14 protein-coding genes are annotated in these 18,210 nt (G+C 75.1%); 1 reads left to right on the top strand and 13 read right to left on the bottom strand.

Annotation, left to right across the window (positions count from 1 at the left end; genetic code table 11):
• Positions 1–120: 120 nt before the first annotated feature.
• Genes cobC through cobM form a run of 6 tightly spaced genes read right to left on the bottom strand, consistent with a single transcriptional unit; the run spans position 121 to position 6,432 of the window.
• On the bottom strand, positions 121–1,203 hold the full coding sequence (gene cobC / locus ACFW47_RS30335; RefSeq protein ID WP_386307700.1) for an Rv2231c family pyridoxal phosphate-dependent protein CobC: 1,083 nt from the start codon (positions 1,201–1,203) through the stop codon (positions 121–123).
• A complete protein-coding gene (locus ACFW47_RS30330; protein WP_386307699.1) occupies positions 1,175–2,095 on the bottom strand; it encodes a sirohydrochlorin chelatase in 921 nt (306 codons plus the stop codon). Before ACFW47_RS30330 ends, cobC begins: the two co-directional genes overlap by 29 nt.
• Complete coding sequence (locus tag ACFW47_RS30325) at positions 2,092–2,691, bottom strand: precorrin-8X methylmutase (protein WP_386282231.1); 600 nt, start codon at positions 2,689–2,691, stop codon at positions 2,092–2,094. The genes ACFW47_RS30330 and ACFW47_RS30325 overlap by 4 nt, the downstream gene beginning before the upstream one ends.
• Positions 2,688–4,370 carry a precorrin-3B C(17)-methyltransferase gene (cobJ, locus tag ACFW47_RS30320; RefSeq protein ID WP_386307697.1) on the bottom strand — a complete coding sequence of 561 codons (1,683 nt, stop codon included), beginning with the start codon at positions 4,368–4,370 and terminating at the stop codon, positions 2,688–2,690. Before cobJ ends, ACFW47_RS30325 begins: the two co-directional genes overlap by 4 nt.
• A complete protein-coding gene (gene cbiE / locus ACFW47_RS30315) occupies positions 4,367–5,599 on the bottom strand; it encodes a precorrin-6y C5,15-methyltransferase (decarboxylating) subunit CbiE (protein ID WP_386282228.1) in 1,233 nt (410 codons plus the stop codon). The genes cobJ and cbiE overlap by 4 nt, the downstream gene beginning before the upstream one ends.
• Positions 5,596–6,432, bottom strand: a complete 837-nt coding sequence (gene cobM / locus ACFW47_RS30310) for a precorrin-4 C(11)-methyltransferase (RefSeq protein ID WP_386282226.1) — start codon at positions 6,430–6,432, stop codon at positions 5,596–5,598. Before cobM ends, cbiE begins: the two co-directional genes overlap by 4 nt.
• 86 nt (positions 6,433–6,518) lie before the next feature.
• Between cobM and ACFW47_RS30305 the strand changes: the two genes are divergently transcribed.
• Positions 6,519–7,247 carry a ZIP family metal transporter gene (locus ACFW47_RS30305; protein ID WP_073721436.1) on the top strand — a complete coding sequence of 243 codons (729 nt, stop codon included), beginning with the start codon at positions 6,519–6,521 and terminating at the stop codon, positions 7,245–7,247.
• A gap of 11 nt (positions 7,248–7,258) precedes the next feature.
• Here ACFW47_RS30305 and cobI read toward each other — a convergent pair whose 3' ends face one another.
• Genes cobI through ACFW47_RS30270 form a run of 7 tightly spaced genes read right to left on the bottom strand, consistent with a single transcriptional unit; the run spans position 7,259 to position 18,124 of the window.
• Positions 7,259–7,990: a precorrin-2 C(20)-methyltransferase gene (gene cobI, locus ACFW47_RS30300; protein ID WP_386282223.1), complete on the bottom strand. Its 732-nt coding sequence runs from the start codon at positions 7,988–7,990 to the stop codon at positions 7,259–7,261.
• Positions 7,987–9,387 (bottom strand): cobyrinate a,c-diamide synthase, encoded by a 1,401-nt coding sequence (locus tag ACFW47_RS30295; protein ID WP_386307696.1) that lies wholly within the window; start codon positions 9,385–9,387, stop codon positions 7,987–7,989. Before ACFW47_RS30295 ends, cobI begins: the two co-directional genes overlap by 4 nt.
• Positions 9,384–9,983 (bottom strand): cob(I)yrinic acid a,c-diamide adenosyltransferase, encoded by a 600-nt coding sequence (cobO, locus tag ACFW47_RS30290; RefSeq protein ID WP_386282219.1) that lies wholly within the window; start codon positions 9,981–9,983, stop codon positions 9,384–9,386. Before cobO ends, ACFW47_RS30295 begins: the two co-directional genes overlap by 4 nt.
• On the bottom strand, positions 9,983–12,007 hold the full coding sequence (locus ACFW47_RS30285; protein ID WP_386307694.1) for a putative cobaltochelatase: 2,025 nt from the start codon (positions 12,005–12,007) through the stop codon (positions 9,983–9,985). The genes cobO and ACFW47_RS30285 overlap by 1 nt, the downstream gene beginning before the upstream one ends.
• The gene (gene cobN / locus ACFW47_RS30280) at positions 12,004–15,657 is read right to left on the bottom strand and encodes a cobaltochelatase subunit CobN (RefSeq protein ID WP_386307692.1); all 3,654 of its coding nucleotides are present in this window, start codon (positions 15,655–15,657) and stop codon (positions 12,004–12,006) included. Before cobN ends, ACFW47_RS30285 begins: the two co-directional genes overlap by 4 nt.
• Positions 15,654–17,162: a cobyric acid synthase gene (locus ACFW47_RS30275; RefSeq protein WP_386282213.1), complete on the bottom strand. Its 1,509-nt coding sequence runs from the start codon at positions 17,160–17,162 to the stop codon at positions 15,654–15,656. The genes cobN and ACFW47_RS30275 overlap by 4 nt, the downstream gene beginning before the upstream one ends.
• Complete coding sequence (locus ACFW47_RS30270; protein WP_386282211.1) at positions 17,159–18,124, bottom strand: cobalamin biosynthesis protein; 966 nt, start codon at positions 18,122–18,124, stop codon at positions 17,159–17,161. Before ACFW47_RS30270 ends, ACFW47_RS30275 begins: the two co-directional genes overlap by 4 nt.
• Positions 18,125–18,210: the final 86 nt, after the last annotated feature.

Genomic DNA, 18,210 nt, shown 5'->3' with positions numbered 1-18,210 from the left:
GGACGCGTGGGGCCGACGGGAGGGGGCGCGCGGGGTCCCGTCGGCCCGCGACGGGAACGGCTGTGCGCCCGGCCGGGACGGGGCGCGCGGAACGGCCGCGGGCCGCAGGGCCCCGTCCCCTCACGGAGACTCCGCCACCGCCCGCCCCAGCGCCCCCAGGAAGCCGTCCGTCGTCGCCCGGTCCCGTACCGCCAGCCGCAGCCACTCCTCGCCCAGCCCCGGGAAGGTGTCACCGCGCCGCACCGCGTACCCGAGGTCGCGCAGCCGGCGGCGTACGGCGGCGGCGTGCGGGAGGCGGAGGAGGACGAAGGGACCCTCGGCGGGAGCCACGACCCGCAGGCCGGCGCCCGCGAAGTCCGCGAGCCCGGCGACCAGGTGGGCCCGGTCCGAGGCGGTGCGGTGGGCCGCGTGGGCGGCCTCCGCCAGCGCCCGCGGCGCCACGCACGCCTCCGCCGCCGCCAGCGCGGGCGTGGACACGGGCCACAGGGGCTGGGCGCGTTCCAGCTCCGCGATCGTATCCGGGGCCGCCAGGGCGTACCCGATGCGCAGCCCGGCCAGCCCCCACGTCTTGGTCAGGCTGCGCAGGACCACCAGCCCGGGGACGTCCGTGCGCCCGGCCAGCGCCTCCCGCTCACCCGGCACCGCGTCCAGGAACGCCTCGTCCACGACCAGCGTCCGCCCGGGCCGGGCGAGCCCGGCGAGCGCGTCCGCCGGATGCAGCACCGACGTCGGGTTCGTCGGGTTGCCGACGACCACCAGGTCGGCGTCCTCGGGGACGACGGCCGGGTCCAGCCGGAAGCCGTCCGCCTCCCGCAGCAGCACCCGGTCGACCGTGTGCCCCGCGTCCCGCAGCGCCGCCTCGGGCTCAGTGAACTGCGGGTGCACCACGACCGGCCGGCGCACCTTCAGCGCCCGCGCCAGCAGCACGAACGCCTCCGCCGCGCCCGCCGTCAGCAGCACCCGCTCCACCGGCAGCCCGTGCCGTGCCGCCACCGCCGCCCGCGCGGCCCGCCCGTCCGGGTAGGCCGCGAGGGAGCCGAGCGAACCGGCGACGTGCTCGCGCAGCCAGGCCGGGGGCGTGTCCGCGCGGACGTTCACCGCGAGGTCCACCAGCGCCGAACCGTCGTCGCGCACCTCGGCGTCCCCGTGGTGCCGCAGATCAGGCCCCTGGGCCTCAGTGTGCGTGGGAGTGTGCGTGTCCATGCCCGTGATGGTGCCCGTGGTGGTGATGGCCGTCGTCGTCGGGGTGGAAGTGCGGCTGCTGCGGCAGCCCCACCTTGTCCTCGAACCCCGGCAGCGCGATCCGGTACACGCAGGAGTCGCAGTTCATCCGGAGGTCGCCCTTCACGGCCTCCTCGTACCGCTCCCACACCAGGTCGAGCAGCTCCGGCTCCGGCCCGATCACGTCCGCCGACCGCACCTCGGTCTCCGGATGCGCGGCGGCCCACTCCTCGGTCTGGTGCCGGACCCGGTCCGGGAGGATGCCCGTGAACAGGAAGTACGGCAGGACCACGATCCGCCGCGCCCCCAGCCGTACGCACCGCTCCAGGCCGCCCGGCACGTCCGGCTTCGCCAGCGACACGAACGCCGTCTCCACGGCCCCGTACCCGCGCCCCTCCCACAGCAGCCGCGCCGCCTTGAACACCTCGGCGTTGGCGTCCGGGTCCGTCGACCCGCGCCCGACCAGCAGCACGGTCACCTCGGCGGGGTCCCACGACGGGTCGACCGCCTCGGCCAGCCGCCGCTCCAGCACCCGCAGCAGCGCCGGGTGCGGGCCCAGCGGACGCCCGTACATGTACGAGATGCCGGGGTGGCGCTCCTTCTCACGGGACAGCGCCGCCGGGATGTCGCCCTTGGCGTGCCCGGCGGACACCAGCATCAGCGGCACGGCGGCGAACCGGCGCACCCCGCGCTCGACCAGCTCCGTGACGGCCTCGCCGAGCGGCGGCGGGGACAGCTCGATGAATCCGCCCGCGACGGGCAGTTCGGGGTGGCGGCGGCCCAGCTCGCGCACGAAGTCGCGGAAGGCCTCGGCTCCGGCCTCGTCCCGGGTGCCGTGTCCGGCGACGAGCAGGGCGGGCGGGGGGGTGGTCACGATTTCTCCTCGGAGTGCTCGGAGTAGGAAGTGGGGTGGTACAGCAGGGCGTTGAGTGCGGCTGCGGCGACCGCCGAGCCGCCCTTCTCGGACACGTTGCTGACGGCGGGCAGCCCGCTGTCGCGCAGCGCGGCCTTGGACTCGGCCGCGCCGACGAAGCCGACGGGCAGACCGACGACGAGCGCCGGGTCGGCGTCCAGGGTGAGCAGCTCCTCCAGGGCGGTCGGCGCGTTGCCGATCACCCAGAGGGCACCGGGACCGACCTGCTCGTACGCGAGCCGGATCGCGTGCGCCGAACGGGTCAGGCCCGGCCCGGCCACGGCGTCCTTCAGCCGGCAGACGGTCTCCCGCCGGGTGATCCCGGCCGCGACCATCTCGACGTCCACCACGACGGGCGCCCCGGCGTGCAGCGCGGCGTGGGCCTTCTCCAGCGCGGCCTCGTCGGTCACGAGGTCGCTCGCGTACTCCAGGTCGGCGGCGGAGTGGATGACCCGCTCCACCACCGCCCGGGTCAGCGGCGGGAAGTGCGAGGTGTCCAGGCGGGCGCGCAGCCGCCGGTAGGACTCCTGCTCGATGGGATGGACGACACGGTTCACTTCGGCTCCTCCTGCCACCGGTAACCGCGCGGCGTCACCATGCGCCCGGCGATCCGGCGGGTCGCGGTGTTGCCCACCGTCACGACCGTCATCATGTCGACCGTCGCCGGGTCGAGACCGGCGAGCGTGGTGAGCCGGCTGAACTCGTCGGCGCGCGACGCGTTGCGCACGACACCCACGGGCGTCGCCGGCTCCCGGTGCTCCGCGAGGATCGCCAGCGCCTTGGGCAGCTGCCAGTCGCGGCCCCGGCTGCGCGGGTTGTAGAACGTCACGACGATGTCCGCCTCGGCCGCCGCCCGCACCCGCCGCTCGATGACCTCCCACGGCGTGTGCAGGTCGGACAGGCTGATCGACACGTGGTCGTGGCCGAGCGGCGCGCCCAGGATCGCCCCGGCCGCCAGCGCCGCCGTCACCCCGGGCACCCCGACCACGTCGATGTCGTCGGACGCCTCCGCCAGCGCGGGCGAGGCCATGGCGTACACGCCCGCGTCCCCGCTGCCGATCAGCGCCACCGCGTGGCCGCGCCGGGCCTCCTCGACCGCCGTCCGGGCCCGCTCCTCCTCGGCGCCGAGCCCCGACTCCAGGACGCGGGTGCCCGGCCGCAGCAGGTCGCGGATCTGGTCGACGTACTGGTCGAGGCCGACCAGCACCGACGCCCGCCGCAACTCGGCCTGCGCACGCGGCGTCACCAGGTCGCGGGCGCCCGGTCCGAGCCCGACCACCGCGAGCCGCCCGCGGCCCGGCCGCCGTACGACGGCGCACGTCGCCATCGCGGGCGTTGCCGCCGACTTGCGTTTGGGCACGAGGAGTTCGCCGCCGCGCACCAGCGCCGCCGCCTCCGCGACCGAGGGTGTGCCCACGGCCGCGAGCGGGGCGTCGGAGGGGTTGGGCACCTCGACGCCCGCCAGCTCGTCGGCGGCGTACGTCACCAGGGGCACGCCCAGACGCTCGGCGGCGCCCACGATCCCGGGCTCCCCGGCCTTGGCGTCCACGGTGGCCAGCTCGGCGACCGACGCGACGGACAGCCCGGCGTCCCGCAGGGCCTCCTCCACCAGCCCGAGCACCTCGTCGACCGGCGCGCCCTTCGAGGCGCCGACTCCGACCACCAGGGACGGCGGGCGCAGCACGACCTCGCGCCCGGCCGGCCCCACCAGACGGTCGGTCACCCGTACCGCGTACGCCCCGTCCTCGGCGACCGGCAGCGGCGGCAGCGGCCAGGACACCTCCGCCCGCAGCGCCACCGGCTCACCGTCCAGCAGCGCCCGCGAGACCCCGGCGACATCACCCTCCACGGGCAGCCCGAGCGTGTCCAGACCGGCCAGGCCCACGGCGTCCGTCGCCGTCGTCACCACCGGCTCCGCGCCCAGCACCCCGCCGACCGCGCGGGCCAGTTCGTTGGCGCCGCCGCCGTGGCCGCCGACCAGCGACACGGCGAACCGCCCGCCCTCGTCGACGCAGACCACGCCCGGGTCCGTCCGCTTGTCGTCCAGCAGCGGCGCCACCAGCCGGACCACGGCCCCCGTGGCGAGGAAGCACACGAGCTGCTCGCACTCGGCGAACGCGGTCCGTACGGCGTCCGCGACGGGACCCCGGTACACGCGCGTGCGGTCCGGCCACGCCGCGGCCAGCCGGTCCCGCGCCGCCGCTCCCGCCGCGGTGGCGGAAATGAGGCCGATCAAGGGGCAACTCCTTCGGTACGGCTGTGCGGCCTGACGCCCCACAGCAGGAACACGGGATTGGTGGCCGCGAGCCGGGTCACGTCACCCGGCAGCGGTGCCAGCCGGGACGACTGCAGCAGCACCCCGTCACACTCCAGCCCGGCGTCGAGCAGCGCTTCGCGGGCCGCCGGCACCCGGTCCAGCGCGGCCATGGCGACGACCACGGCCCGCCGGGCGCGCCGCGCGCAGGCGGTGACGACCGACGGCAGTTCACGCCCGCCGCCCCCGACGAACACGGCGTCCGGATCGTCGAGGTCGGTCAGCACCGCGGGCGCCGCCCCGTGCACCACCCGCACGTCCACGCCGTGGGCGGCGGCGTTGGCGCGGACCCGCTCCACCCCGTCCGGCGTCTTCTCGACGGCGGTGACGGCGGCGCCGAGCCGCGCGCACTCCACGGCCACGGACCCCGAGCCCGCCCCGACGTCCCACACCAGGTCCCCGGGCCGGGGCCCGAGCCGGGCCAGCGCCAGCGCCCGCACCTCGAACTTGGTGATCAACGAGTCGCGGTGGGCGAACGCGGACTCCTCCAGCGCCCACCCGGCGGGCCCCGGCCGCGGTCCGGCGACCGAGCGCACCGGCCCCAGCGCCCGCGCCTCGTCCAGGCACAGCACCACGCTCACCGCCGCACCCCAGTCCCGTCCGGCCGCCTCGGCGGGCGTCACCCGCTCCACCCGCTCCTCGCCGGAGCCCAGCGCGGAGGCGACGACCAGCACCCGGGCGTCACCCCGCAGCGCGGCGCCCAGCTCCGCCGGACCGGCCCCCGGCCCGGTCAGCACGGCGACCTTCGGGTGCGCCCGGCACAGGTTCACCGCCGTCCGCAGGTCCCGCCCGTGCGCGCTGGCCACCACGGCGTCGTCCCACGGCAGCCCCGCGCGCGCGAAGGCGGCGGCCACGGAGGACACCCCGGGCCGCACGTCCAGCCGCTGAGCGCCGAACCGCTCGGCCAGCACCCGCACGACGCCGAAGAACCCCGGGTCACCGGAGGCCAGCACGACCACCGGCCGCTCCTTCGCGACGTACTCCGCGACCGTGTCCAGGGCCGGCGCCAGCGCACCGAGCACGACCCGCTCGGCCCCCTCGGGCAGCCGCACGGCGTCCAGGTGCCGCCGCCCGCCGACGACCAGCTCCGCACCGGCGGCGACGTCCGAGCCCGGGGGCGCGCCGGCCCCCATGCCCACCACGGTGATCACGTGCTCGCACCCCGCGCGCGCAGCTCACGACGGGCCTCGGGATCGGCCTTCCGGTAACCGTGGAAGTGCCCCGGGTGGTACAGGTGCGAGCGCGTGCCGCGCGCGTCGAGGGCCGGACCGACCAGGAAGAGGGTGTGCTTCCAGAGCTTGTGCTCCTTGACCGTCTCCTCCAGCGTGCCGACCGTGCACCGCACGACCAGCTCCTCCGGCCAGGTGGCCTGGTACGCCACGACGACCGGTGTGTCCGTCGGGTAGCCGCCCTCCAGCAACTCCCGCACCAGCTGTCCGCTGCGCGCCGCCGACAGGAACACCGCCATCGTCGTCCCGTGCTTCGCGAACTCGCGGACCTCCTCCCCGGGAGGCATCGGCGTCTTGCCGCCGCCGAGCCGGGTGAGGACGACGGACTGCGCCACCTCCGGGATCGTCAGCTCACGTTGCGCCAGCGCGGCCACGGCGGAGAAGGCGGAGACGCCGGGCACGACCTCGGTCGCGATGCCGATCTCCGCGCACCGGTCCAGCTGCTCCTGCGTACCGCCCCACAGCGCCGGATCGCCGGAGTGGATACGGGCCACCCGCAGCCCTTCCGCCAGCGCCCGCCGGTAGACGGCCACGACGTCCTCCAGCGACATCGTCGCCGAGTCCAGGACCTCAGCACCCTCCCGCGCGTGCTGGAGCACCTCCGCCTGCACCAGGCTCGCCGCCCAGATCACGACGTCCGCCTCGGCGATGGCGCGCGCCGCGCGGAACGTCAGCAGATCGGCGGCGCCGGGACCGGCACCGACGAAGGTCACCTTGCCGGTACGGGCGGCGGCATCACGGGCCACGGAATCCATGGGACGGGGTCCTTTCCTACGCATACTTACTGCCGTTGCTGCTGTCGTGCGCACGGATTCGCGCTCCGATCGGATAGCAAGGGCCCATGGCGGTCTTCGTCGCGCTCGGCGCGTTCCTGATGACGCTGGCCGGCGGCTGGACGGCACAGCGCGTGACCGACCGGCGCCACCTGGTCCTCGGCCTGGCCGGCGGCCTGATGCTGGGCGTGGTCGGCCTCGACCTGCTCCCGGAGGCGCTGGAGGCGGCCGGCGACGAGGTGTTCGGCGTGCCGGAGGCACTGCTCCTCTTCGTCGCCGGCTTCCTGCTGGCGCACCTGGTGGAGCGCCTGCTCGCCGCCCGCCGCGCCGCGCACGGCGCCGAGGAGCACGGACACCGCTCGCCCGAGGTGGGGCTGACGGCCGCCGCCGCGATGGTGGGGCACAGCGCGATGGACGGCGTGGCGATCGGCGCGGCCTTCCAGGTCGGCGGAGGCATGGGAGCGGCGGTCGCGATGGCCGTGATCGCCCACGACTTCGCGGACGGCTTCAACACCTATACGCTCACCAGCCTGTACGGGAACGCCCGCCGCCGCGCCGTCGCGATGCTGTTCGCCGACGCGGTGGCTCCCGTGGCCGGTGCCGCGTCCACGCTCCTGTTCGAGATCCCCGAAGGCGTCCTCGGCGCGTATCTCGGCCTCTTCGGCGGCGCGCTGCTCTACCTCGCCGCCGCCGAGATCCTCCCCGAGGCCCACCACGAGCACCCGGCCCGCTCGACCCTGCTGTGCACGGTCGCGGGCGCGGCGTTCATCTGGCTGGTGGTGGGCGTGGCGGAGTGACGAACCGCGGTTCACAGTTTCCCGCCCCGCCCGCCCTCGCGCCGGGCGGGCGCGATGAGCGTCGAGAGGTAGGGCAGCGGCCCGCCGTCCAGCTCGGCGGCCGCCCGTACCGACTCCTCGGGCAGCCCCAGCGCCGACCCCCACACGGCGTCTTCCAGCCGCCCGGTCTCCCGCAGCGCCTCGGCCACCTCGGCGGCCTGCCGGCCGAACTTGTAGGCGACGACGGTGCCGGGTCCGTTCAGCGCGTCCTTGAGCACGGCGGCCCCCGCCGTCACCGGCACCAGCGTCAACGGCTCGGTGCCCTCGGTCAGTACGGCCCCCGACCGCGCCGCGAGATCCTGCATCGCGGTGATCCCCGGCACGGTCTCCACGACGGTGCCCGGCACCAGCTCGCCGACGGTCTGCGCGAGGTAGGTGAAGGTCGAGTACACGTTGGGGTCGCCGATGGTGGCGAAGGCGACGCCCCCGTACTCCCGCAGCAGCCCGGCGACCCGCTCCCCGGCCGCGTCCCAGGCCGCCTCGCGCCGCGCCCGGTCGGTGCGCTCGTTGAGCGCGAAAACGACCCGCACGACCTTCTCGGCGCCCACGTAGTGCAGCACGGTCGCCTCGGCCCGCCCGCGCTCACCGGTGTCCATGACGGGTACGACGACGACGTCGGCGGCCCGCAGCGCGTTGACCCCCTTGACGGTCACCAGCTCGGGGTCACCCGGGCCGACCCCGACCCCCACCAGACGGCTGCTCATGACGTTCGGCACCTCTCCACGAACCGACGGGCGACACCGGGCTCGGACGCCCAGTGCGTGTGCAGATAGCTCGCGTGCACACCGCGCTCCACGAATCCCTCGACGCGCCGCTCGGGCGCCCGCACCCCCCACGCCGGCGTGGCCCCGGCCCCCGGCTCCACCACGGTCCGGTGGAACTCGTGCCCCCGCATCCGCGTCCCCGCGACGGCCAGCGCACTGTCGGACACGGCCACGGCGTCCCGGTATCCCAGGGTCAACCGCTCCGACATCCGGGCCGAGGCGTCCAGCACCCCGCACATCGGCAGCCCGTCCAGCTCCCGGCACAGGTACAGCAGCCCCGCACACTCGGCGGCGACGGGAGCACCGCCCAGCGCCAGCTCGGCGACGGCCTTGCGCAGCGGCTCGTTGGCGGACAGCTCGGAGGCGTACACCTCGGGGAACCCGCCCCCGACGACGAGCCCGGCGGTCCCCTCGGGCAGCTCCTCGTCCCGCAACGGATCGAAGGTGACGACCTCCGCCCCGGCGGCGGCGAGCAGCTCGGCGTGCTCGGCGTAGGAGAAAGTGAAGGCCGCCCCACCGGCAACGGCGACGCGCGGCGGTGCCTTCTCGTCCGGCCGAGTCGGGCGGTGGGCGGGCGAGGACCCGGGGGCACAGGGGGTCCAGGGGGCGGAGCCCCCCGGCAACGGCCCGGCAGCCCGCGCCAGCGCCACCAACGCCTCCAGATCACAGCCGTCGGAGACTTGCGCGGCCATCGCCGCGACGGCATCCACCGCCGCGCCCCGCCGCTCGGCGACCGGCACCAGTCCCAGGTGCCGGGACGGCACATCGACCCGCGGCGCCCGCCGCAGCACCCCCAGCACCGGTACCCCGACGGAGTCCAACGCCTCCCGCAGCAGCGCCTCGTGCCGGTCCGACGCGACCTTGTTGAGGATCACGCCGCCGACCCGCACCTCCGGATCCCAGGACACGAACCCGTGCACCAGCGCCGCCACCGACCGCGACTGCGACGACGCGTCCACGACCAGCACCACCGGTGCCCCCAGCAGCTTCGCGACCTGGGCGGTGGACGCCAGCTCGCCTTCCCGGGCGGCCCCGTCGTACAGCCCCATCACGCCCTCGACCACGGCGACGTCGCACCCGTGCGCCCCGTGCAGGAACAGCGGAGCCACCAGCTCCGCCCCGCACAGGTAGGCGTCCAGGTTCCGCCCCACCCGCCCCGTGGCGAGCGAGTGGTACCCGGGATCGATGTAGTCCGGGCCGACCTTGTGCGGCGACACGGCGAGCCCGCGCCCGGCGAGCGCGGCCATCAGCCCCGTGGCGACGGTGGTCTTGCCGCTCCCCGAGGAGGGCGCGGCGACGACCAGCCGAGGCACGGACGAGGACGGGGACGAGGTCACCACTCGATGCCCCTCTGCCCCTTCTGCCCCGCGTCCATCGGGTGCTTGACCTTGGACATGTCGGTGACGAGGTCGGCGAAGTCCACCAGCTTCTCCGGCGCGTTCCGCCCGGTGATCACGACGTGCTGGGTCCCGGGCCGCTCCCGCAGCACGGACACCACCTCGTCGGTGTCGACCCACCCCCAGTGCATCGGGTAGGCGAACTCGTCCAGCACGTAGAGCTTGTACGTCTCGGCGGCCAGGTCCCGCTTGACCTGCTCCCAGCCCTCCCGGGCCTTCTCCTCGTTGTCCATCTGGGCGTCCCGCTGGACCCAGGACCAGCCCTCGCCCATCTTGTGCCAGTCGACGGACCCACCCTCACCGCTGGCACCGAGCACCCGCAGCGCGTTCTCCTCGCCGACCTTCCACTTCGCCGACTTGACGAACTGGAACACCCCGATCGGCCACCCCTGGTTCCAGGCGCGCAGCGCCAGCCCGAAGGCGGCGGTGGACTTGCCCTTCCCGATGCCCGTGTGCACGACGACCAGTGGACGATTGCGGCGCTGACGCGTCGTCAGCCCGTCGTCCGGCACGACATTCGGCTGCCCCTTCGGCATTACGCGGCCCTCCTGGTCCCCTGCACGTCCCTCACCAAGCCGGCGATCGAGTCCGCCCGCAGCTCGTCCAGCGTCACCGCCGTACCGCCCAGCTCGCTCGCGAGCTGCCCGGCCAGCCCCAGCCGCACGGGTCCCGACTCGCAGTCCACGACCACGGACGCGGTTCCCTCGGCGGCGAACAGCCGCGCCGCGCGCCCCGCGAGCGCCACCGGCTCCGGACCACCGGTCGCCCGTCCGTCCGTCACCACCACGACCAGCGCCCGCCGCGCCGGGTCCCGCAGCCGTTCCACCCGCAGCACCTCGTGCGCCCGCAGCAGCCCGGCGGCCAACGGCGTACGCCCGCCCGTCGGCAACGACTCCAACCGCACCGCCGCCGCGTCCACCGACGAGGTCGGCGGCAGCGCGACGTCGGCCGCCGAACCCCGGAAGGTCACCAGTCCCACCTTGTCCCGCCGCTGGTAGGCGTCCAGCAGCAGCGACAGCACGGCACCCTTGACGGCACTCATCCGCTGCCGCGCGGCCATCGAGCCGGAGGCGTCGACCACGAAGAGCACGAGGTTGCCCTCACGCCCCTCACGGGTCGCCTGCCGCAGATCGTCCCGCCGGACCACCAGGCCGCGCCCCGAGCGTCCCCGCGCCCGCTGGTGCGGGGCGGCGGCCTGCACGGTGGCGGCCAGATGCAGCTTGGTCAGGACACCCTGCGGCCGCCGGGCGCCCGTGGTCCGCCCGTGCTCGGTCCGCGCCCGCGAACGCCGCCCGGCGGCCCCTTCACCGAGCCCCGGCACGCTCAGCACCTTGGTGCGGAACGGCTCGGCGGCACGCGCGGGGGACTGCTCACCGGCACCGCCGGAAGGCTGCGGCTCCCCGCCCTCCCCGGCCTCGGGCCGCGCGGCGGCGTCACCGTCGCCCGGCGGGGCGTCATCGGGCTCCGGCTGCCCACCGGGACCACCGGGACCACCGGGCCCGTCGGGACCCGGGTCGGGATCGTCGTCCCCGTCACCGTCCCCGTCCTGCCCGCCGAACTCCTCCAGCGTCTCGTCCAGCTTGTCCTCGTCCAGCCCCGGCGCGTCGAACGGATTCCGCCGCCGCCGGTGCGGCAGCGCCAGCAGCGCGGCCTGCCGCACGTCCTCCGCCAGCACGTCCGTCCGCCCGGCCCACGCCGCCAGCGCGGTCGCGGTCCGCGCCATCACGATGTCGGCGCGCATGCCGTCCACTTCAAAGGCGGCACAGGTCGCCGCGATCTGCCGCAGCGCCCCGTCGCCCAGCCGCACCGAGGGCAGCAGCTCCCGCGCCGCCACGATCCGCGCCCGTACGGCGGCCTCCTCGTCGGCCCAGCGAGCGGCGAAACCGGCCGGGTCGTCGTCGTAGGCGAGCCGCCGCCGTACGACCTCGACCCGCTGGCCGGGCTCGCGCGAGGCCGAGACCTCCACGGTCAGCCCGAACCGGTCGAGGAGCTGCGGCCGCAGCTCGCCCTCCTCGGGGTTCATGGTGCCGACGAGCAGGAACCGCGCCGCGTGCCGCACCGACACGCCCTCGCGCTCGACGTACGAGGCACCCATCGCCGCCGCGTCCAGCAGCAGGTCCACCAGGTGGTCGTGGAGGAGGTTGACCTCGTCGACGTACAGGACGCCCCGGTGCGCGTCGGCCAGCAGACCCGGCTCGAAGGCCTTCACGCCCTCCGCGAGCGCCCGTTCGATGTCCAGGGCGCCCACCAACCGGTCCTCGGAGGCGCCGACGGGCAGCTCGACCATCCGGGCGGGCCGGGAACCGGAGGCGCCCGGCTCGTGCGGCCCGTCCGGGCAGGCGGGGTCGGGGGAGCCGGGGTCGCAGGAGAAGCGGCACCCGGCCACGACGTCCACCTCCGGCATCAGCGCGGACAGCGCACGCACGGCCGTCGACTTGGCGGTGCCCTTCTCGCCGCGCACCAGCACGCCGCCGACGGCCGGCGAGACGGCGTTCAGCAGCAGCGCGAGCCGCAGGTCGTCCTGGCCGACGACGGCCGTGAACGGGAACGGGGTACTCACTTCTCGTCACCCTCCAAGTCGCCCTCGAGTTCCAGATACGTGGCGCGCAGCCGCTCCAGCGTCTCCGCGTCCGGCTCGGCCCACAGCCCCCGGTCCGCCGCCTCCAGCAGCCGCTCCGTGATGCCGCGCAGCGCCCACGGGTTGGACTTCTTCATGAAGTCCCGGTTCTCCGCGTCGAAGACGTACTCGGCGCTGAGCTTCTCGTACATCCAGTCGTCCACGACCCCGGCCGTGGCGTCGTACCCGAAGAGGTAGTCGACGGTCGCCGCCATCTCGAAGGCGCCCTTGTAGCCGTGCCGCCGCATCGCCGCCATCCACCGCGGGTTGACGACCCGCGCGCGGAAGACCCGGTGCGTCTCCTCGCCCAGCGTCCGCGTCCTGACCTGGTCCGGGGTGGCCGAGTCGCCGACGTACGCCTCCGGGCTCGTCCCCGTCAGGTGCCTCACCATGGCGACCATGCCGCCGTGGTACTGGAAGTAGTCGTCGGCGTCGACGAGGTCGTGCTCGCGCGTGTCCACGTTCTTCGCCGCCACCGCGATCCGGCGGAACGCCGTCTCCATGTCGCCGCGCGCCGCCCGCCCGTCGAGCCCGCGCCCGTAGGCGTAGCCGCCCCACACCGCGTACACCTCGGCGAGGTCGGCGTCGCTGCGCCAGTTGCGGGCGTCGATCAGCGGCAGCAGCCCGGCACCGTACGCGCCCGGCTTGGAGCCGAAGATGCGGGCCGTGGCCCGTCGCCGGTCGCCGTGCTCGGCCGCGTCCTCCTCCACGTGCGCCCGTACGTAGTTGGACTCGGCCGGCTCGTCCAGCTCGGCCACCGCCCGCACCGCGTCGTCGATCAGCCCGACGACGTGCGGGAACGCGTCCCGGAAGAAGCCCGAGATGCGTACGGTGACGTCCACGCGCGGTCGTCCCAGCTCGGCCAGGGGCACGATCTCGAAGCCCGTCACCCGGCGCGAGGCGTCGTCCCAGACCGGACGGCAGCCCAGCAGCGCCAGGATCTCGGCGATGTCGTCGCCCTGCGTGCGCATCGCGGACGTGCCCCAGACCGTGAGGCCCACCGACTTCGGGTACTCGCCGGTGTCGGTCAGGTACCGCTGGACCAGCGAGTCCGCGAGCGACTGCCCGACCTCCCAGCTCAGCCGGGACGGGATCGCCTTCGGGTCGACGGAGTAGAAGTTCCGGCCGGTCGGCAGCACGTTGACCAGGCCACGCGTCGGCGAACCGGACGGTCCGGCCGGGACGTAACCGCCGTCCAGCGCCCGCAGGATGTGCCCGATCTCGTCCGTGGTCCGGGCCAGGCGCGGCACGACCTCCGTGCAGGCGAACTCCAGCACCGCGACCGCGTCGGGGAGTTCGGCGCCCAGCACCTCGCGCACCAGCGGCGGAACGGCCGCCGTGTCCCACGCCCGCAGCTCCATGCCCTCCGCGATCCGCCGGCACAACTGCTCCAGCAGGTCGATCGCGTCGGCGGCCGACCGTGCCGGGCCGTCCACCAGGTCCGTCAGCTCCACCGGCACCTTCAGCGGCGCGCCCGGCTCGGCCAGCAGCTCCTTCTCCACCAGCCCGAAGTGCTCGGCGAGGGACGCCCGCAGGCCCGGCAGCGCGTTGGCCTGCCCGCCCCAGACCTGGGAGGCGCGCAGCACCGCCAGGACCAGGTTCACGCGCGGCTCGCCGACCGGGCCGCCGCCCAGGATGTGCAGGCCGTCGCGGATCTGCACGTCCTTGATCTCGCACAGATAGCCGTCGATGTGCATGACGAACTCGTCGAACTCGTCGTCGTCCGGCTGGTCGTCCACGTGCAGGTCGTGGTGGAGCTCGGCCGCCTTGACCAGCGTCCAGATCTGCGCGCGGACGGCGGGCGCCTTCGCCGGGTCCAGGTCGGAGACGAGCGCGTACTCGTCGAGCAGCTGCTCCAGCTTGGCCAGGTCGCCGTAGGTGTCCGCGCGGGCCATCGGCGGCACCAGGTGGTCGACGACCGTGGCGTGGCCGCGCCGCTTGGCCTGGGTGCCCTCGCCGGGGTCGTTGACGATGAACGGGTAGATCAGCGGCAGGTCGCCCAGCACCGCGTCGGGCGCGCAGCCGGCGCTCAGGCCGAGGCCCTTGCCCGGCAGCCACTCCATCGTCCCGTGCTTGCCCATGTGCACGATCGCGTCGGCGCCGAAGCTGTTCTCCAGCCAGCGGTAGGCGGCCATGTAGTGGTGCGACGGCGGCATGTCCGGATCGTGGTAGATCGCGATCGGGTTCTCGCCGAAGCCGCGCGGCGGCTGGATCATGACGACGACGTTCCCGAACTGGAGGGAGGCGAGGACGATGTCGTCCCCGTCCACGTACAGCGAGCCCGGCGGCTCGCCCCACGCCTCCCGCATCGCGTTGCGCAGCTCGGGGTCCAGCTTCTCGAACCACGCACGGTAGTCCGCCAGCGGCACCCGCGCGGGCGCCGCCGCGAGCTGGTCCTCCGTCAGCCACTCCACGTCGTGGCCGCCCGCCTCGATGAGCCGGTGGATCAGCTCGTCGCCGCCGGAGGGGTACTCGGTGAGCGAGTACCCCGCGTCCCTGAGCGCGTCCAGGACCCGCACGGCGGAGGCAGGGGTGTCGAGGCCCACCGCGTTGCCGACGCGGGAGTGCTTGGTCGGGTACGCGGTGAAGACCAGCGCGAGCCTCTTGTCGGCGTTCGCCTTGTGCCCCAGCGCCGCGTGCCGTACGGCGATCCCGGCGACCCGCCCGGCCCGCTCGGGATCGGCGACGTAGACCGGCACGTCGTCGGGGCCCTGCTCCTTGAAGGAGAACGGCACGGTGACCAGGCGCCCGTCGAACTCCGGGATGGCGACCTGCATCGCCGCGTCCATGGGGGAGAGGGCGGCGTCCGACTCCTCCCAGGCGGCCCGGGAGGAGGTGAGGCAGAGCCCTTGCAGCACCGGCACGTTCAGGTCGGCCAGCGCCCCGATGTCCCAGGCCTCCTCGTCCCCGCCCGCCGAAGCCTGCGAGGCGTGCGTGCCGCCGGCCGCGAGGACGGTGGCGACCAGGGCGTCGGCCCGGCCCAGCAGCTCGTACAGTCCGGCGTCCGCGCCGCGCAGCGAACCGCAGTACACGGGCAGGGCGTTGGCGCCGTGGGCCTCGATCGCGTCGCACAGCGTGTCGACGAAGGCGGTGTTGCCGCTGAGCTGGTGGGCGCGGTAGAAGAGCACGCCGACCGTCGGGCGGCCCTCGACGACGTCCCGGGTGCCGTGGACGCCGTACTCCGGCATCTTCTCCGGTTCCTCGAAGCCCTCGCCGGTCAGCAGCACCGTGTCGGACAGGAACCGGGCGAGCTGGGTGAGGTTGGCGGGCCCGCCCTCGACCAGATAGCGCAGGGCCTCCGCCACCACGCCGGCCGGCACCGACGACTCGGCCATCAGCTCGGCGTCCGGGACGCTCTCGCCGCCCAGCAGGACGGTCGGGATGCCGGCGGCCTTCAGCGCGGTGAGCCCGTCCTCCCAGGCGCGCTTGCCGCCCAGCAGGCGCACGACGGCGACGTCCGCGCCCTCGACGAGGGACGGCAGCTCCTCCGTCACGTCGACCCGGGTCGGGTTGCCGATCCGGTAGGCGGCGTCCGACGCGCGGGCCGCCAGCAGGTCCGTGTCGGCGGTCGACAACAACAACACTGTGCTCATGCGGGCGCTCCCGGTGGAATGAAGGGCAGTCCTTGCGGCGCGCCGGACTCGATGAGCCGCCACAGCGCGTCCGTGTCCGCGTGGTGTTCGATCAGGTCGCCGAGCCGGTCGAGCTGCTCCTCGCGCAGCGCGGCGAACGAGGTGTCGGGGGCCGGCACGAAGCGGCGGCCCGCGGCGGCGGCCACCTCGCGCAGGAACGCCCGCCGGAAGCCGTCCGACTCCAGCGAGCCGTGCCAGTGCGTGCCCCAGGTCTGGCCGACCCGGCAGCCGTCCAGGAAGGCTTCGCCGCCGGTCACTTCGGCGACCCCGTGGTGGATCTCGTACCCCTCGACGTGCTCGCCGAGGGCCTCGCCGACCGGCCGGGTGAGGGTCTTCTCGCGGGCGAACCGCACCCGCACGGGCAGCAGTCCGAGCCCGTCCACGTGCCCGGCGCGGGACTCGACCTCGTCCTCGATGTGCTCGCCGAGCAGCTGGAAACCGCCGCAGATGCCGAGGACGGGCCGCCGCTCGGCCACCCTGCGCGCGATGGCGTCCCCGAGCCCCCGCTCCCGCAGCCACTCCAGGGCCCGGACCGTCCCGCGCGTACCCGGCACGATGACGAGGTCCGCGTCGGCCAGCTCCTCCGGCCGGTCCACGAACCGCACGACGACACCGGGCTCGGCGGCCAGCGCGTCCACGTCCGTGAAGTTGGACATGAGCGGCACGGCGCAGACGGCGACCCGCAGCACGTCCTCGCCGACCGGCGGCGCGACGACGGACTCCCGCACGGTCCCGCGCAGGGAAACGCGCAGCCCGTCCTCCTCGTCGATGCCGAGCCCGTGCCGGAAGGGCAGGACGCCGTACGTGTGCCGTCCGGTGAGCCCGTGCAGCATCTCCAGCCCCGGCTCCAGCAGCGAGACGTCGCCGCGGAACTTGTTGACGAGGAACCCGGCGACCAGCGCCTGGTCCTCGGGCGCCAGCAGCGCCACCGTGCCGAAGAACGAGGCGAAGACCCCGCCCCGGTCGATGTCGCCCACCACCAGCACGGGCAGCCCGGCACCCCGGGCGATCCCCATGTTCACGATGTCGGTCCGGCGCAGGTTGATCTCGGCCGGACTGCCCGCCCCCTCGCAGATCACCGCGTCATACGTGCCCCGCAGCTCGGCCAGACAGTCCAGCACGGTGCCCAGCAACCGCTGCTGCCGTCCGCCGTGGTAGCCGCGGGCGCTCATCTCGCCGACCGGCCTTCCGAGCAGCACGACCTGGCTGCTGCGCTCCCCGCCCGGCTTCAGCAGCACCGGGTTCATCTGCGCGGTCGGCTCCACCCGGCACGCCTGGGCCTGCATGGCCTGCGCCCGCCCGATCTCGGCGCCCTCGCGCGTCACGAACGAGTTGAGGGACATGTTCTGCGCCTTGAAGGGCGCCACCTTCACGCCCTGGCGCACCAGCCAGCGGCAGATCCCGGCGGTGACGACGCTCTTGCCGGCGTCGGAGGTGGTGCCGGCGACGAGGAGACCACCGTTCATGACGTACGTCCCTTCCTGATGACCCCGCGGACGAGCAGCCGCGCGCCCGCGCACGCGCCGAGCGCCAGCCAGCCCACGCGCCGGGAGAGCCGCACGGCCCGCTCGATGTCGCCGCAACCGGCCCGTACGGGGCGCCCCGCCGCCCCGTTGAGGACCGGCCGGTGCTCGACCCGCCCGCCGTAGGAGAGCGTCCCGCCGAGCCGCACGCCCAGGGCGCCCGCGAACGAGGCCTCCACGGGACCGGCGTTGGGGCTCGGATGCTGCGCGGCGTCGGCGCGCCAGGCCCGTACGGCGCCCCGGGGACCGCCGCCGGCCGCGGTGGCCAAGACGGCGGTCAGGCGGGCGCCCGGCCAGCCCGCGAGGTCGTCGAGCCGGGCCGAGGCCCAGCCGTAGCGGCGGTACCTGGGCGACTTGTGGCCGACCATCGCGTCCAGGGTGTTCACCGCCCGGAAACCGAGCAGTCCGGGCACCCCGCCCAACGCGCCCCACACCAGGGCACCCACCACCGCGTCCGAGGTGTTCTCCGCGACGGACTCCACGACCGCCCGGGCGATCCCGTCGGCGTCCAGCGCCTGCGGGTCCCGGCCGCACAGGTGCGGCAGCCGCGCGCGGGCCGCCTCGACGTCACCGGCCTCCAGGGCACGGCCGACGGCGCCCGCCTCGCGGGCGAGCGAAGTGCCGCCGACGACCGCCCAGGTGGCGGCGGCGGTCAGCGCGACGGAGGCGGCGGGGGAGTGGCGTACGGCGCGGCCGGCGGCCAGCCCGAGGGCGGCGGCGCCACCGGCGCACACGACGGTGTGCAGCGCGCCCCACCCTCGGTGGTCACGCCACAGCAGCCGTTCCACGGCACCGGCGGCACGGCCGAACGCGGCGACCGGGTGTCCGCGGCGCGGGTCGCCGAGGAGGTGGTCACCGAGGAGGCCGGCGGCGGCGCCGTACGCGAAGACGCGTTCGGCGCGCACGGCTCAACCGGCCGCGGGGAGGGGAAGACGAAGAGTGTCGCTGGTGAGCCTGGAACGGCAGCCGCGCATGGTGATAGGTCCTCACT

The sequence above is a fragment of the Streptomyces sp. NPDC058796 genome (genome assembly GCF_042745235.1).
Taxonomy (GTDB): domain Bacteria; phylum Actinomycetota; class Actinomycetes; order Streptomycetales; family Streptomycetaceae; genus Streptomyces.
This window is presented reverse-complemented; position numbering and strand designations above follow the sequence as displayed.